Source organism: Monashia sp. HAY1-2A, from assembly GCF_056755315.1.
Genome location: NZ_JBNDHY010000003.1, coordinates 1 through 16,672 on the forward strand (window position 1 = coordinate 1; position 16,672 = coordinate 16,672).

The following is a 16,672-nucleotide window of genomic DNA, read 5'->3' on the forward strand; positions in this document are numbered from 1 at the left end:
CCCCCCCCCCCCCCCCTTCCCCCAACCAACACCCCCCCCCCCCAGATTACTACGCGTCTCGTGGGCTCGGAGATGTGTATAAGAGACAGCTCCCGAGGGAGGGCCGCCTCCCCGAGTGCGGCCTGGGAACGCCAGGCCTCGGAACAGGAGAGAGCCATGAAAGCAGCCGTCGTCACTCGTCTCGGTGAGCCGCTCGAGATCCGTGACCTTCCCGTCCCCGTTCCCGACCGCGGGCAGGTCCTCGTCCGCATCGAGGCCAGCGGGCTCTGCCACACCGACATCCACGCCGCGCGCGGCGACTGGCCCGTGCCGCCCACGATCCCGCTCGTGCCCGGCCACGAGGGCGTCGGCACCGTGTGCGCGCTCGGCCCCGGCGTCGACGACCTGGCCGAGGGGGACCGCGTCGCGATCCCGTGGCTCGGCCACGCCTGTGGGCGCTGCCGCTCCTGCATCGCCGGCCACGAGACCTACTGCGTCGCGCCGCAGTACACCGGCTACACGGTCGACGGCGCGTACGCCGAGTTCGCCGTCGGCTGGGCCAGCCACGTCGTGCGCGTGCCCGACGCGGTCTCCTCGCTCGATGCCGCACCCCTGACCTGCGCCGGCGTGACGACGTACGCCGCGCTCAGGGCCGCCCGCCCCCAGCCGGCCGAGACCGTCATGGTCGTCGGCATCGGCGGACTCGGACACCTCGGTCTCCAGTACGGCACCGTCTTCGGGTGCCGCACCGTCGCCGTCGACGTCGACGATGCCAAGCTCGACCTCGCCAAGCAGCTCGGGGCGGACCACGTCGTCGACGCCCGCGCCGGTCAGGCGGAGCAGGTGGCGCAGCTGGCGCAGGCAGGTGGCGCCGACATCGCGCTGGTCACCGTGCCCTCGCCGGCGGCGATGGCTGCGGCCCACGCCTGCCTCAACCCGCGGGGTCGTCTCGTCATCGTCGGCCTGCCGCACGACAACACGCTGCGGCTGCCCGTCTTCGAGACGGTGCTGCGCGGCATCAGCGTCCACGGCTCGCTCGTCGGCACGCGCAACGACCTGGCCGACGTCTTCAGCCTGCACGCCGACGGACGCACCCGCGTCGTGGCCCAGACGCGCCGGCTCGAGGACGTCAACGCCTGCTTCGAGGAGGTGCTCTCGGGCAGCGTGCCGGCGCGGCTCGTCTTCGACCTCTCGGGGGAGTGAGGTCGCCCCGGGTGGTCCCGGGACGCACGTGTGCCGCCCGGGGTCCCCGGGCGGCACACGTGTCGTGTCAGCGGTCGCTGCGCGGCGGTCGGCTCAGCGGACCGTGAGCGTCACCGCCGCCGAGGACGACGGGTTGTAGGCCCTCGACCCGGAGTAGGTCGCCGTGACCCGGTGCGTGCCCCTGGAGAGCACCGGCGCCCAGAGGGTCGCCTTTCCGGACCGCACCGTGCTCGTGCCGAGCACCCGCGAGCCGTCGCGAAAGGTCACCGTGCCGGTGGCGCCCGAGGGCGTCAGGGTCGCGGTGAGCACCGGACGACCGCCGTAGCGGTAGCTCGTGGCACTGGCCGACAGGGCCGTGCGGCTCGTCAGGCCCTTGACGGTGACACCGACCGTGCCCGAGCGGCTCGCCACCGTCGACGCGTCACCGGAGTACGACGCCGTGAACGACGCCGTCCCGCGGGGCAGCCCGCTGACAGGCAGGACGGCCTTTCCGCCGGAGACGGCGACCGTTCGCAGCGCCGTGCCGTTGTAGCCGAAGGTGACCGTCCCGGTGGCGTTCGAGGGCGACACGGTGGCCGTCAGTGTCGTGCGGCCCCCGTAGGTGATCGACGTCGGGCTCGCGGTGAGCGTCGTCGTCGAGGCACGCTTGACCGTCACCACCTGGGCGCGCGAGCCGTCGGTGTTGAGGTGGTGCAACAGCAGCAGGCCCTGCGGCTTGTCCACCGCGGCGGCCGTCGCGTCGCGGTAGACGTCGAGCGTCGCCCCCGGCAGGTCGGTGTCGAGCAGGGTGCCGTAGTCGCCGAAGGCGGACAGGCCGGGTGAGGCCAGGCTGACCGTCAGCGGAGCCTCGGGGCTGCCGACCCCGTCGACCTCGCCGTTCTGGCTGAACGAGCTGACCCAGTACCGCACCTTCGGTGCCGACCCGGAGACCAGACCGGCGTCCATGAGCACGCCGACCGAGACCGGCATGACGAGCGAGTCGCTGTTGAACGGGTTCGTCTCGAACGAGCCGTCGGTGCCGTTGACGAGCTGGTCGTCGAGGATGTGCCCGACGTGTCCCGGACGCAGGTCGACCAGCTCGGTGAGGAAGTAGTCGTAGTCGTCCGTGCTCGTGGCGTAGCGCGTCGTGTAGGCCACGGCGTCGGCGGTGCCGTCTCCGTCGGTGTCGAGGTTGACGTCGAACTCGACCTCGCTCGCCGGCGTGCGCCACGGCCCGTGCGTGCTGATGCCGAAGGTCAGCATCGCGTTCGTCGGGTCGTCCCAGCCGGGCCAGTCCGAGGCCGAACCGACGTAGCGCAGGTCGGCGCCCCGGTCGTCGGCGGTCTCGAGGCAGTCGAGGACCTGGGACGTCGAGCACGAGGCCAGGCGCGGGCTGCTCGCCTGCAGCTGGAACGTCGAGACCGTCGACACGTGGTCCTCGGGGTCGGTGCCCTGGTCGAGGCCCGAGCCGGTGAGCGGCAGTGAGGAGTGCTGGACGCTGCCCGCGCCGGTGACCGTGGTGCTGGCGGCCGCCCTCATGGCCGAGGCGGCCCGCGGGGCGGACCACACCGGCACCCGCAGCTCTCCACCCGACGTGCCGTCGACCGGGGTCAGGACGATCCGGCCGCTCGCGTCGGTGCGCTGGTTGCGCATGATGCCGAGGTCCGCCGGGTCCGCCGACGTCGTCGGGTCGGTGACGGCGCGCAGCGCCGAGCGGGTGAAGGTCGCGGTGACCGTCACGTCGACCGAGCCGCCGGCCGGGACGCGGACCTGCGACGGGCTGAACGTGTACGTGACGCCGGGCGTGGGGTGCGCGGCGACGTAGTCGAGGGTGTACGACGCCGAGGTGACGGGCCGCTTGTTGACGACGCGAACGGTCCTGGTCAGCGTCTTCGTCGCCGTCGTGACCGCCACCGGGCCGAACGAGACGCTCACCGCGCCCGGGTCGTCGGTGACGTAGGCGAGCGTCGAGGTGCCGACCGCGGCGTCGGTGACGACGCGTCCGGACCCCACGCGCTCGGGGCCGTAGACCTCGCCGGTGTGGTCGGGTCCGACGAAGACGTCCTGGGTGGCCGTGTTCATGATGGCCGCCTTGACCTCCTCGACGGTCCACCCGGGGTGGGCGGCGCGCACGAGGGCGGCCTCGCCGGCCACGTGCGGGGAGGCCATCGAGGTGCCGGACTCGGCGATGCCCTCGTCCCCCGTGCCGACGGCGGCCGAGAACGTCGTGACGCCGGGCGCCGCCACGTCGGGCTTGACGCCGCCCGCGACGCCCACACCGCGCGAGGAGAAGTCGGCCAGCCGGTCGACGGCCTCGGGGTTCTTGACCGTGACGGCGTTGCGCAGCGCGTTGGTCAGCGTGACGCGGACCTCGGTGGAGGCGTCGAGCCGGGCCTTGACCGCGTCGCGCCCCTGCTTGACGAGGAGCATCGCCGGGATGTCGGCGTTGCCGCTGACCCCTGCCGAGAAGGCGTTGGAGTCGCTGCCGTAGACGACACCGACCGCGCCCGCGGCGAACGCCGCGTCGGCGCGCACCTTGGAGCCGCACCGGCGTCCGTTGCCGTCGAGCCACCAGACCATGACGACCTTGCCGGCGACTGCCGCCTTCTCTGCCGCGGAGTAGGAGTCGCAGCCGTCGATGTTGTTGCCGGTGCCGACCGGCTGGGTCCAGTCGCCGATGGTGACGAGCGGGGTGTCGGAGACGCCGGGCTCACCGGCCCAGTCGTAGCTGACCGAGCGCAGCGATGCGAAGACGTCGTCCTGATCGCCGTCGATGGTGTCGGCCGGCTCGATGCCCGCGGGGGAGTCGATGCGCAGGCCGTCGACGACGTCGTCGCCGTCGTCGGAGGCCGCGACGCCGAGGACGCGGCGGGCGTTGCCCGGCGAGCCGCCGACCTCGTACACGTCACCGGAGTTGCCGATCGAGGCGACGACCGTCGTGCCGAGCGCCGCGAGGTTGTTCGAGGCGACCGAGTCGGGGTCCTCGGGCGAACCGTAGGAGCTGCCCAGCGACATGTTGACGACGTCGAGGTGGTCGGAGACGTCGCCGTCGCCGTTGGGGTCCGCGGCCCAGTCGAGGGCCTGTCCGACGAGGTTCGTCGAGCCCTCGCAGCCGAAGACCTTGAGCGCGTACAGGGCCGCGCCGGGTGCGACGCCCGGGCCGATGCGCACGGCGGCCGGGTCGATCGGGTCGGCGTAGCCGCCGGTCCACGTCGAGCCGTCGGCCGCGACGCCGAGACCCGCGGTCGTTCCGGCGACGTGCGAGCCGTGGCCGTCGCAGTCGAGCGGGTTGGCGTCGGGCGTGGGGACCGACGCGGGGTCGTCCCCGTCGTAGTCGTCGCCGGCGAAGTCGTAGCCGCCGACGACCTTCGCTGTGGGGGTGAAGGCGTTCGAGGCCTTGGCCGCGGCGTAGGCGGCCGTGGTGCCGTCGCCGCCGAAGTCGGCGTGCGTGTAGTCGATGCCGGTGTCGATGATGCCGATGCGGACGCCCTCGCCGGTGTTGCCCGTGCCGGCCCACACCTTGGGGGCACCGATGAGCGGCACCGACGAGCTGTTGGACGTGGTCTTCGGGGTGAGCCGGTGGACCGCCTTGACGCCCGGGATCGCCGCCAGCGCCCTCAGGCGGGCGGCGTCGGTGCGGACGGCGACACCGGCGTACACGGCGTGCGTGCGGAAGAGGGTGCGGGCGCGCGTCGCGCCGGCGCCGAAGCGGCTCTCGACGGCCTTCTGGGCCTGCTCGACCGCGGACGTCTGGCTCCGGGCGGCGGTCCTGGCGGCGGCGAGGCCCCGACCGCGGGCGTGGCCGAAGGCGCGGGCCGCGGGCGCGGCGTCGAGCTCGAGCATGACGTCGACCGTGCCGGTGGCCCGGCGCAGGGACGGGTCCACCCTTTCGCCGGGGGTGCGCTGCGTGCCGAGGCCGAGCGAGCCGGCACCCTTGACGCGTGCCGGTAGCTGCTTGTCGCTGCGGTGCTTGACCGACGGGTGGGGGTCAGCCGTCGCCGGCGTGGCCCCGAGGGTCGCGGCGACGAGGGCCGTTGCGGCTCCTGCGCTCACCGTGCCAACCAGACCGCGGCGACGTCGCCGCGGGCCCCGAGAGTTGATCGACACTCATCCTCCTCGCGCGGCTCCGATCGCATCGGCGCCCGCTCGGGCCCCCGTGCGCAGGGGCGCTCGCCCCCGAACCTTGCCTGCCACGCGGGGGCAACCTATCCGACGCAGGGGGTGTCCGCGCGGTCAACCGAGCACCTGCGCTCCCCGCGTGTCAGCAGGTCCGCCCGGGGCGCCCAGGCAGTCCTGCTGACGATGGACGGCACGGCTGCGCGGGCCTGTCGGTGCACCTCGGCATACTCGGGCCATGCAGCGCATCGACGGCCACCTCGTCCTGTCACCCACGGACCTCACGAAGCACGTCGCCTGCGCGCACATCACGACGCTCGACCTCGAGGCGCTCGACGTCCGCGAGGGCAGTGCGCCCCGCGTGGCGCCCGACGACTCGCTCAACCTCGTCTTCGCCAAGGGCCTCGAGCACGAGCGCGCCTACCTGGCGCGGCTGCGGGCCGAGGGCCGCGAGGTCCTCGACGTCGCGGCCCTCGGTCTGTGCGGCGCCGCCGCCGAGGCCGCCACGGTCGAGGCGATGCGACGCGGCGTCGAGGTCGTGTACCAGGCGACGTTCTTCGACGGGCACTGGGTCGGCCTGGCCGACTTCCTCCTTCGCGTCGACCTCCCCTCGGGGCAGCTCAGCGCGTTCGGCCCGTGGCGCTACGACGTCGCCGACACCAAGCTGGCCCGGCGCCTCAAGGTGCCCGCGCTCCTGCAGATGGCCACCTACGCCGCCCGGCTCGAGACCCTCCAGGGTCTGGCCCCGAAGTGGCTCACCGTCGTCATGGGCGACCAGGAGCAGCACCCGTGGCGCCTCGTCGACGTCGCCCCGTACGCGCGTCGCCGTCGCGACGAGCTCCTCGACGCCATCGAGCGCCCGCAGCCGACCGAGTCGGCACGCGTTCAGCACTGCGGTCAGTGCCGCTGGAAGGACCGGTGCGCGCAGGAGTGGCTGGACCGGGACGACCTCGTGCAGGTCGCCGGCATGCGGGCCGACCACCGGGCCGCCCTGGTCCGGCTCGGCATCCCGACGCTCCGGGCGCTCGCGGGCGCCACGGAGGAGCAGCTGGCCCCTGCCCTGTCGGCGACCACCCGGCGCCGGCTGCTCCAGCAGGCCCGGCTCCAGCTGGCCGAGCGCGAGACGGGGCGGGCGCAGTTCGAGCTCCTCGAGCCCGAGCCCGGTCGCGGCCTGCAGCTGCTGCCCGAGCCCGACGCCGGCGACGTCTACCTCGACTTCGAGGGCGACCCGTGGGCCGAGGGCGGGGCGGGGCGCGAGTACCTCGCGGGCATCTGGACGCGCGAGGGCGAGTTCGTCGACTTCTGGGCGCACGACTTCGCCGAGGAGGGCCGCCTGACGGCCGACCTCGTCGACTGGCTCACCGAGCGCTGGCAGCGCCATCCGGGCATGCACGTCTACCACTACGCGCCGTACGAGACCACGGCCCTCAAGCGGCTCGTCGGCCAGCACGCCACCCGCGAGGCGCAGCTGGACCAGCTGCTGCGCCACGAGGTCTTCGTCGACCTCTACGCCGTCGTGCGCCAGGGCGTGCGCATCAGCAAGGGCTCGTACTCGATCAAGAAGCTCGAGGAGTTCTACTGGGGGCACACGCGGTCCGCCGACGGCGATGGCGTCGCCGACGGCCTGTCCTCCGTGGTCGAGTACGAGCGGTGGCTCGCCGGGCGTGCCGAGGGCAGGGCCGACCCCGCGATCCTCGCCGACATCCGCCGCTACAACGAGGAGGACGTCCGCTCGACGCTCGCCCTGCACGACTGGCTCGAGGACCGGCGCCGCGACCTCGAGGCGGCCGGCCACCTCCTGACCCGGCCGGTGCCGGAGCCGCTCAGGGAGGTCTCCGAGGAGGAGCAGGCCGAGATCGACCTCACCGAGCGACTCGTCGGGGCCGGTCACGAGCTTCTCGCCGGGTGCGTCGGCTGGCACCGCCGCGAGAAGCGACCCGAGTGGTGGGACTTCTTCCGCTACAAGGACCTCGACACCGCCGAGCTCGTCGAGGACGCCACGGCCATCGGCGACCTCGGCGAGCCGGTCGAGGTCGGGCAGGTCAAGCTGTCGCGCATCTGGCGCTACCCCTTCCCGCCGCAGGACTGCAAGGTGTCCGAGGGCAAGTACGTGCCCGACGTCGACACGCACGCCCCGGTCGGCAAGGTCGTCGCGCTCGACCCCGTCGGGGGGTGGGTGGAGCTGTCGATGAAGCGCACCCTGGAGCCACCCCGCCCCCGCGGCATCGGCGGCCCGGGACCGATCATGGACGCCGTCCTGCGCCAGTCCATCGCCCGCACCGGTGAGCTCGCGCTCGCCGGCGGGAGCAACCTCGCCACGCGGCTGCTCGAACGCGTCGTCCCCGCCCCCGACGTGCTCGCCGTCCGTCCGCACGAGACGCCGAAGGACGCCGTCGTCCGCGTCGGCTCGCGGCTGGACGGAGAGGTCCTCGCCGTCCAGGGACCGCCCGGCACCGGCAAGACCCACGCCGGCTCCGCCCTCATCCGGCAGCTGCTCGACGCGGGCCTGACCGTGGGCGTCACGGCGCAGTCGCACGCCGTCGTGCTCAACCTGCTGCACGAGGTCGGCCGACCGGCCTGGCACAAGGACGGCACCAACGCCGAGGAGGGTGACGAGCCCGCCGACCCGGACTCGCTCGTCCGGCACACCTGCGACAACTCCGAGGTGGTCGAGGCCATCACCTCCGGGCAGGCGCGGCTCGTCGGGGGCACGGCGTGGCTGTGGGCCCGCGCGGACCTCGCCGACGCCGTCGACGTGCTCGTCATCGACGAGGCGGGTCAGTTCTCGCTCGCCAACGCCGTGGCCGTGGCCCCCGCTGCGCGGTCCCTCGTGCTGCTCGGGGACCCGCAGCAGCTGACCCAGCCGACCAAGGCCGTGCACCCGTTCGGCTCGGGGGTGTCGGTCCTCGACCACCTCCGCGCGGAGCACATCGGCGACCCCGGCGGTCACGGCGTCCTCGTCCACGACGTCATCCCGCCGGACCGGGGCATCTTCCTCGACCGCACCCACCGGATGCACCCGAGCCTGACGTCGTTCGTGTCCGAGCTGGCCTACGAGGGGCGCCTGGAGTCGGCCCCCGGTCGCGACCGGCTCTCCGTCGAGGCCCCCGGGGCCCTCTCCGGCGACGGCCTGCGCTGGGTCCCGGTCGAGCACACCGTCGTGTCCGAGCAGGCCAGCGCCGAGGAGGCCGCCGTGGTACGCGACCTCGTGGCCGACCTCCTGCGCGGGTCGTGGACGTCGGCCGACGGGCGCTCGCAGCCGATCGGGGCCGACGACGTGCTCGTCGTGGCGCCCTACAACGCCCACGTCGCCACCCTCGCCCGGGCGCTGCCCGACGGCGTGCGCGTCGGCACCGTCGACCGGTTCCAGGGCCAGCAGGCGGCCGTGGTCATCTACTCGATGGCCAGCACGAGTGCCGCCGTCGCACCGCGCGGCGTGCCGTTCCTCTACGACCTGCACCGCCTCAACGTCGCCGTCTCACGGGCAAAGGCCATGGCGGTCGTCGTCGCGTCGCCGCTGCTGCTCGACGCGGCCGTCCACACGCCCGAGGAGCTGCGGGCCGTCAACGCCCTGTGCCGGTTCGTCGACGAGGCCAAGGCGGTCTGAGGCCCGGACAGACCGCCCGGCCGGCCCGTCCGGGCACCTCAAGCACTGAGTCGGGGCGGGGCGTCCGGTCAGGCCCCGTGGGCGGCCACCCGCCACAGCCGGCCCTCGCCGCGGATCCCCGGCAGGGCCGCCCGGATGGACCGTTCGGCGAGCTCGGGCGCCACGCCGAGGTCGACGGCGTAGCGCAGGGCGACGGCGGGGGCGCGGTCCCCGCCGTGGTGGCAGTGGACGAGGACGCGCTTGCCCTCGGCCCGGAACTGGCGCAGCGCAGAGGAGGCGTCGTCGAGGACGAAGTCGAGGTGGGGGTTGAGCTCCTGGTCGTCGTGCTCGTTGATCCAGAACTCGATGTGGTCGCGGGCCGACATGCCCTCGGCCGGGATGTCGCGCAGCCCGAGCGGACACAGCGACACGACGGCCTGGACGCCGAGCTCGCGGACCCGGCCGAGGTCGGCGATGCTGCCGAGGAGGATGTCCGGGTCGATGGGGTGAGGCTGGGCCCGGGACGGGACGTCGGGATCGGCCATCGTCTCGACGGAGGGCCACTCGCCGTGACGGCGACCGCCGATCGAGGTCGAGACGGCCAGCTCGACGAGGTCGTGGGCGCGCAGGCCCGGCCAGCCGTGCACGAGGCGGCGCCACTGCGTCGGCACCGCCGAGGCGCCGTAGCGGGCCCCGAGCAGCGACCCGGCGATGGCGGCGACGGTGTCGGTGTCGTGCCCGGCCCGCACGGCCGCCTGCAGACCACGCTGCAGGTGCATCGCCGAGCCGTCGCCACGGTCGGTCGACGTGATGGCTGCCCACGCGTCCTGCAGCGCCGTGACGGTGTAGCCGTTGTCGCCGAAGCCGCCCGGGTCGGCGCCGGTGGCGGCCTCGATCCAGTCGCCCCAGTGACCGGCGTGCTCGACGCTCACGAGGTCGAGGCCGGCGGTGAGGTCGAGTCGGCCCTCGGTGACCGCGACGCGGATCGCCTCGGACCACAGCACGGCCGAGTCGCCGGCCAGCAGGTCGGCGTGGGTCAGCTCGGCGACGGCCCGGGCGGCCCGGGCGGTGGCCTCGCGGTCGGTCAGGGTGGACAGCCCGACGACCGAGGTCCGCATCAGTGCACCGTTGCCGGCCGTCAGCCCCGTCCGGGCGTGCAGGTTCCGGCTCGCCTGCGTCAGGCGCTCGTGCGCGCGACCCTCGAGGGCGCGCGCCTCGGTGAGCACCGCGCGCGTCTGCGTCCCGACATCGGTGGCACCACCGTCGAGCCACGCGGTGAACGACTCGGCGACCTCGTCGAGCCCGCACGGCCCGCTGAGGTCGAGGCCCTGGGCCGCCACCCGCGCGACGCACAGGGTCATCTGGGTGTCGTCGCTCCACTCGCCGGGGCCGTACGGCCCGAGGCCTCCGCCCTTCATGACGGCCTCGCCGACGGGAGGCGCCGCCATCTCGTACGGCACGCCGAGCGCGTCGCCGCAGGCCTGCCCGAGCAGGACGCCGGCGGCACGGTCGACCGTGACCGGGCGGATCGCCACGATGGCCTCCTGGCATGGCTGAAGGGAGAACGTCGACCGGGCGGACCGCCCGGGCGCGCGTCACAGGGCAACCTACCGGCCGACGGGCATGGCCCGGCTCCCGGGCACGACAGGTCGACGCCGGAGCACACAGTAGGCTCGCCGCGTGCTCCAACCGCTCACCGTCGTGCTGCTCGTCGGCAGCGGCCTGCTCGCCCTCCTCGCGGCGCACCACCTCGCGCGCAGGCGCCTCGTCGACGACGCGGTCGTCGTCACGGGGCTCGTTCTCGAGGTCGCCCTCCTCGTGCAGCTCGTCGTCGGGCTGACCCGCGCCTCAGCCATCGCCGACGGCGCGGAGCGGGCCACCTTCATCGCCTACCTGTTCACCGTCCTCGTCGTCGCCCCGGTCGCGATCCTCATCGCGATCAAGGAGAAGACGCAGTGGTCCATGGGTGTCGTGCTCGCGGCCGCGTTCGTCGTGGCCGTCCTCGTGGCCCGGCTCCAGCAGGTCTGGACGCTCCATGCCTGAGCAGACGACGCCCTCGCCCACCCCCGGGCCGCAGGCACCGCACACGGGACACGGCTTCGGCCGGCTCCTCGTGGCCGTCTACGGCCTGCTCGCCCTCGCCGCCACGGGCCGTTCCATCCTGCAGATCAGCGAGTACTTCCACCGGGCCCCGGTCTCCTACGTCCTGTCAGCAGTGGCCGCCGTCATCTACCTCGTCGCGACCGTGGGCCTGGCGCGTGGCGACCGCGCCTCGGTCCGGCTCGCCACGGTGGCGCTCGGCGTCGAGCTGGTCGGCGTGCTCGTCGTCGGCACGCTGTCCTACGTCGTGCCGTCGGCCTTCCCGGACAAGACGGTGTGGTCGCACTTCGGGTCCGGCTACGGCTACGTGCCGCTCGTCCTGCCGGTCGTGGGACTGTGGTGGATCCGCCGCACCGCGCGGGCGGGTGGCGGCACGGACGGGACGCCGACCGGCCGCCGCTAGGGTGGCGGCCATGACTTCGCAGCCCGCCGCGACCGGGGCCGCCGGCCCCCTGACCGTCCGCGAGATCAGCCCCGACGAGGAGCTCGACACGCTCCACGCCGTCGGCGGCAGCTTCCTGCAGACGCCGGCGTGGGGCCGGGCCAAGGCCGGCTGGCGCCGGACGCCACTCGGCTGGTTCGACGCCGAGGGGACCCGCGTCGGGGCCGGCCTGGTGCTGTCGCGCTCCATCCCGCGGCTGCGACGCACGTACGCCTACCTGCCCGAGGGGCCCGGCCTGCCCTGGGAGGCCGTGGCCGCCGATCCGGCGGCCTGGATCGACCCGCTCGTCGGGTGGGCCCGCGGTACCGGTGCCTTCGCCCTGCGTCTCGGGTTCCCCGTCGTCTCGCGGGTCTGGGACCGCGAGCCGGTCAAGAAGCAGGTGGCCGAGGGCGGCCTGCTCAGCTTCACCACCCTCGAGCCCGCCGTCGACAGCCCCGTCGCGCGGTCGCTCGAGGCCTGGCTCGGCCGCAACCGGTGGCTGCCGATCGGCGGGGACGGCGTCGCGGTCGGCCAGCCGCGGCTGCTCTGCGTCGTCGACCTGCGCGGACGCACCACCGAGGACCTCAACAAGGCCATGAACCAGCAGTGGCGTCGCAACGTCAAGAAGGCGGCCAAGTCCGGGGTGCAGGTGCGGGCCGTCGGGCTGGAGGGCCTCGACACCTTCCACGACCTGTACGTCGAGTCGGCCCGGCGCGACAACTTCCTGCCCCGGCCCAAGGCCTACTTCGAGACGATGGCCCGCTCCTTCATGGAGGGCGTCGACGAGCGAGAGTCGCGGCCGCACGCCTGGTTCTACGAGGCGCACGTGGACGGGGACGTCCTCGCCTCGGCGCTCATGATCCGGTTCGGTCCGACCTTCTCCTACCTCTACGGCGGCTCGACCGAGCGCAACCGCGAGGCCCGCGCGTCGAACGCCCTCCAGTGGCAGGCGATGCAGGACGCGCTCGAGCAGGGCTGCGAGGCCTACGACTTCCGTGGCTTCAACACCTCCCTCGGCGCGACGAGCCCCCTGACCGGCCTGCTGCTGTTCAAGCTCGGCGCCGGCGCCGACGTCCGGGAGATGGTCGGGGAGCGAGAGCTGGTCCTCAACAGGTTCTGGCACCTGGCCTTCCAGCGCGCGATGGCCCTGCGCATCGCGGTCAACAAGCGGCGCAAGGCGGCCCGGGCCTCGGCGGACGACGCCGACATCTGACCTCGGCGCCCCGGCCCCGGGCGCTGTCGGACGGAAACCGGTGCGACCCGCACCCGGCGGCCCGCCTATCCTGTCGAGCATGCCCGACCAGTCCGCGAACGCCCCGGCGCGCCCGCGGTCACCGCGAAGCCGGGGGCGGCGCAGCGGCCGCGGGCCGAGGCCCGAGCAGCGCGAGGCGCGTCGGGCAGCCCGTGCGGCCACCGTCCCGCCGATCACCTATCCCGAGCACCTCCCGGTGGTCGACCGGCGCGACGACATCGCGGCCGCCATCCGCGACCACCAGGTCGTCGTCATCGCCGGGGAGACCGGCTCGGGCAAGACGACCCAGCTGCCGAAGATCTGCCTCGAGCTCGGCCGTGGCCTCGACGGGCAGATCGGTCACACCCAGCCGCGTCGCATCGCCGCGCGGGCAGTGGCCGAACGGCTCGCCGAGGAGCTCGACGTCGAGCTCGGCCAGGCCGTGGGCTACCAGGTGCGCTTCACCGACCACGCCACGCGCGACACGCTCGTCAAGGTCATGACCGACGGCATCCTGCTCGCCGAGATGCAGCGCGACCGCGAGCTGCGGCGCTACGACACGATCATCATCGACGAGGCCCACGAGCGCAGCCTCAACATCGACTTCATCCTCGGCTACCTCAAGCAGCTGCTCCCGCGTCGACCCGACCTCAAGGTCGTCATCACCTCGGCGACCATCGACCCCGAGAAGTTCGCCCGGCACTTCGCCGACCCCTCGACGGGTGAGCCCGCCCCCGTCATCGAGGTCTCCGGCCGCACCTTCCCGGTCGAGATCCGCTACCGCCCGCTCGTCGACCCCGACCGGCCCGACGCCGAGGAGCGCGACATGGTGACCGGCGTCTGCGAGGCCGTCGAGGAGCTGTGGACCGAACGTCACACCGGCACGAGCAGCGACATCCTCGTGTTCTTCTCCGGCGAGCGGGAGATCCGCGACGCCGCCGACGCCCTGAACGGCATGAGGCTGCCGGTCACCGAGGTCGTCCCGCTCTACGGCCGGTTGTCCGCCGCCGAGCAGCACCGGGTCTTCGCGCCGCACACCGGGCGCCGGATCGTCCTGGCCACCAACGTCGCCGAGACGTCGCTGACGGTCCCGGGCATCCGCTACGTCGTCGACACCGGCACGGCGCGCATCAGCCGCTACAGCCAGCGCACCAAGGTCCAGCGCCTGCCCATCGAGCCGGTCAGCCAGGCGTCGGCGAACCAGCGGTCCGGCCGCTGCGGACGCCTCGCCGACGGCATCGCGATCCGGCTCTACTCCGAGGAGGACTACGACCGTCGCCCTCCGTTCACCGACCCCGAGATCCTCCGGACCAACCTCGCCTCGGTCATCCTGCAGATGACGAGCCTGGGCCTCGGCGACATCGCCCGGTTCCCGTTCGTCGACCCGCCCGACTCCCGCCAGGTCACCGACGGCGTCCGCCTCCTCGAGGAGCTGCAGGCGTTCGCTCCGGAGGGGGACGCCCACGGGCAGGCTCAGACCGACGGCCGGGACCGGGGTCGGCGCCGGCCCGGGCGCCGGCTCACCGACCTGGGCCGCACCATCGCCACCCTGCCGATCGACCCGCGCCACGCCCGGATGGTCCTCGAGGCCGACCGACGCGGTGTCCTGCGGGAGGTGCTCGTCGTCGTCGCGGCGCTGTCCATCCAGGACCCCCGCGAGCGACCGCAGGACAAGCAGGAGCTCGCGAACGCGGCGCACAAGCGGTTCGCCGACGAGACGAGCGACTTCGTCACGTGGCTCAACCTCTGGGCCTACCTCAAGGAGCAGCAGAAGGAGCTGAGCAGCAGCGCCTTCCGCCGGATGTGCAAGACCGAGTTCCTCCACTACCTGCGGGTGCGCGAGTGGCAGGACCTGCACAGCCAGGTGAGGCAGGCGGCCAAGCAGGCCGGTCTCGACGTCACCCGGGGCAGCGCCCACGGGGAGTACGACAACGACGCCATCCACCAGTCTCTGCTCGCCGGACTGCTCTCGCACGTCGGCGTCCGCGACGAGCAGCGCCGCGAGTACGCCGGCGCGCGCGGCACCCGGTTCGCGATCAGCCCCGGGTCGGCCCTGTTCCGCAAGCAGCCGCAGTTCGTCATGGCCGAGGAGCTCGTCGAGACGACGCGGCTGTGGGCGCGCACGACCGCCCGCATCGACCCGCAGTGGGCCGAGGACCTCGGGGCCCACCTGGTCAAGCGCCAGTACTCCGAGCCGCGGTGGTCGGCACGCCGTGGCTCGGCGATCGCCACGGAGCGGGTCACCCTCTACGGCGTGCCCCTCGTCGTCGGGCGCACCATCGGCCTGGGCCGCGTCGACCCCGAGCTGGCCCGCGACCTGTTCATCCGGCACGCGCTCGTGGAGGGCGACTGGAACACCGAGCACGCCTTCCTGCGGGCCAACGCCGCCCTCGTCGAACAGCTCGGTGAGCTCGAGGCCCGCACCCGCCGCCGCGACATCGTCGTCGACGACAGCACGCTGGTCGCCTTCTACGACAAGCGGGTTCCCGCCGACGTGGTCTCGGGGCGGCACTTCGACACGTGGTGGAAGAAGGCTCGTCGCACCGATCCGGACCTGCTGACCTTCACCGAGGACCTCCTGCTCCGCGAGAGCGCCGGCAGCATCGCCGACGAGGACCACCCGACGACGTGGACCCAGAGCGAGAACGTCCTTCCGGTCACCTATCGGTTCGAGCCGGGGGCCCCCGACGACGGCGTCACCGTGCACGTGCCCGTCGACCGACTCAACCAGGTCACGGCCGACGGGTTCGACTGGCAGGTCCCGGGCTTCCGCGAGGAGCTGGTCACCGCGCTGATCCGTTCGCTGCCCAAGGCCGTTCGCCGGCTCATCGTGCCCGCGCCCGACCACGCCCGCGCCGTCCTGCCGGAGCTCGACCCGGCGTCGGGCCCGCTCCTGCCCGCGCTCGCGACCGCACTGCGTCGTCGGGCCGGGGCGGCGGTGTCGCCGGCCGACTTCGACTGGGCGCGGGTGCCGGACCACCTTCGCATCACCTTCTCCGTCGACGGCCCGGACGGTCGGCCCGTCGCCACCGGCAAGGACCTCGAGGCCGTCCGTGAGGCCGCGACGCCGCAGCTGCGTCGCCAGGTGCGCCGCGCCGGCTCCAGCCTCGAGCGCGCCGGGCTCACCGCCTTCCCCGACGACGGCGTTCCCGAGACCTTCGAGAGCGCGGACGGTGTGCAGGGCTACCCGGCCCTCGTCGACACCGGGTCGGCTGTCGACCTGCGGGTCCTGCCGACGCGCGGGGAGGCGGAGGCCGAGCACCGCCTCGGCGTGCGGCGGCTGCTCCTGCTCGGGATCACCCCGCCGTGGAAGCAGGTCCTGGCCCGCCTGACGAACACCCAGAAGCTCGCGCTCGGCCACAACCCGCACGGCAGCGTCCCCGCCCTCCTCGACGACTGCCTCGCCTGCGCCGTCGACGCCATCGGGGCCGACGCGGCCGGTGACCAGGACCCGGCCGGGCGGGCCGACCACACGGTCCGCAGCCGCGAGGACTTCGAGTGGGCCCTGTCGGCCGTCCGCACCCACACGACGGCGCGGGTCGTGCAGGTCGTCGGCCTCGTCGAGCCGATCCTCGCGCGCCACCTGGCCCTCACCAACCGCCTGGCCGAGCTCGACCGCTCGGCGAGCCCCGCGCTGCGGCCGGTCCTCGCCGACGTCCGGGCCCAGCTGCGCGAGCTCGTGCGCCCGGGGTTCGTCGCCGACACGGGCTTGAAGCGCCTGCCCGACCTCGACCGCTACCTTCGGGCGGCGCAGCACCGCCTCGACAAGGCGCCGGACAACCTCGCGCGCGACGCGCAGTCGCTCGACCAGGTCGACCTCGTCGAGGGCCGCTACGCCGACCTGCTCGAGTCGCTGCGTCCGGCCCAGCGCGGGTCCCGCGAGGTCGTCGACATCGGGTGGATGATCGAGGAGCTGCGGGTGTCGCTGTTCGCCCAGACCCTGGGTACGTCGTACCCCGTGTCGCCGCAGCGCGTGCTCAAGGCCATCGCGAAGGTGTCCGCCTGACGCACGGCCTCGCGGGCCGGGAATCCGCGGCTCGCGCCGGGCGTTGCAGTC

The 16,672-nt window shown here is 73.7% G+C and carries 8 protein-coding genes; 6 read left to right on the forward strand and 2 right to left on the reverse strand.

From position 1 onward, the window contains the following. A partial coding sequence (locus ACPYOM_RS00765; RefSeq protein WP_481344505.1) for a zinc-dependent alcohol dehydrogenase occupies window positions 1-1,182 on the forward strand: 1,182 nt, incomplete at its 5' end. A gap of 93 nt (window positions 1,183-1,275) precedes the next feature. Here ACPYOM_RS00765 and ACPYOM_RS00770 read toward each other — a convergent pair. Continuing rightward, complete coding sequence (locus ACPYOM_RS00770) at window positions 1,276-5,214, reverse strand: S8 family serine peptidase (RefSeq protein WP_481344506.1); 3,939 nt, start codon at window positions 5,212-5,214, stop codon at window positions 1,276-1,278. Window positions 5,215-5,515: 301 nt separating this feature from the next. On the opposite strand from ACPYOM_RS00770, the gene ACPYOM_RS00775 reads away from it, so the two are divergent. Then, the gene (locus tag ACPYOM_RS00775) at window positions 5,516-8,884 is read left to right on the forward strand and encodes a TM0106 family RecB-like putative nuclease (RefSeq protein WP_481344507.1); all 3,369 of its coding nucleotides are present in this window, start codon (window positions 5,516-5,518) and stop codon (window positions 8,882-8,884) included. Between the two features lie 68 nt (window positions 8,885-8,952). On the opposite strand, the gene ACPYOM_RS00780 is transcribed toward ACPYOM_RS00775, so the two are convergent. Further along, window positions 8,953-10,398, reverse strand: a complete 1,446-nt coding sequence (locus tag ACPYOM_RS00780; protein ID WP_481344508.1) for an ADP-ribosylglycohydrolase family protein — start codon at window positions 10,396-10,398, stop codon at window positions 8,953-8,955. Between the two features lie 145 nt (window positions 10,399-10,543). On the opposite strand from ACPYOM_RS00780, the gene ACPYOM_RS00785 reads away from it, so the two are divergent. The 4 genes from ACPYOM_RS00785 to hrpA all read left to right on the forward strand — a co-directional run bounded on the left by ACPYOM_RS00785 (window position 10,544) and on the right by hrpA (window position 16,621). Then, the gene (locus ACPYOM_RS00785; protein ID WP_481344509.1) at window positions 10,544-10,906 is read left to right on the forward strand and encodes a hypothetical protein; all 363 of its coding nucleotides are present in this window, start codon (window positions 10,544-10,546) and stop codon (window positions 10,904-10,906) included. Beyond that, a complete protein-coding gene (locus ACPYOM_RS00790; protein ID WP_481339101.1) occupies window positions 10,899-11,366 on the forward strand; it encodes a hypothetical protein in 468 nt (155 codons plus the stop codon). The genes ACPYOM_RS00785 and ACPYOM_RS00790 overlap by 8 nt, the downstream gene beginning before the upstream one ends. 10 nt (window positions 11,367-11,376) lie before the next feature. Next, window positions 11,377-12,597, forward strand: coding sequence for a lipid II:glycine glycyltransferase FemX (locus ACPYOM_RS00795; RefSeq protein WP_481344510.1), 1,221 nt, complete (start codon window positions 11,377-11,379; stop codon window positions 12,595-12,597). 79 nt (window positions 12,598-12,676) lie between these two features. Continuing rightward, window positions 12,677-16,621, forward strand: a complete 3,945-nt coding sequence (hrpA, locus tag ACPYOM_RS00800) for an ATP-dependent RNA helicase HrpA (RefSeq protein ID WP_481344511.1) — start codon at window positions 12,677-12,679, stop codon at window positions 16,619-16,621. Window positions 16,622-16,672: the final 51 nt, after the last annotated feature.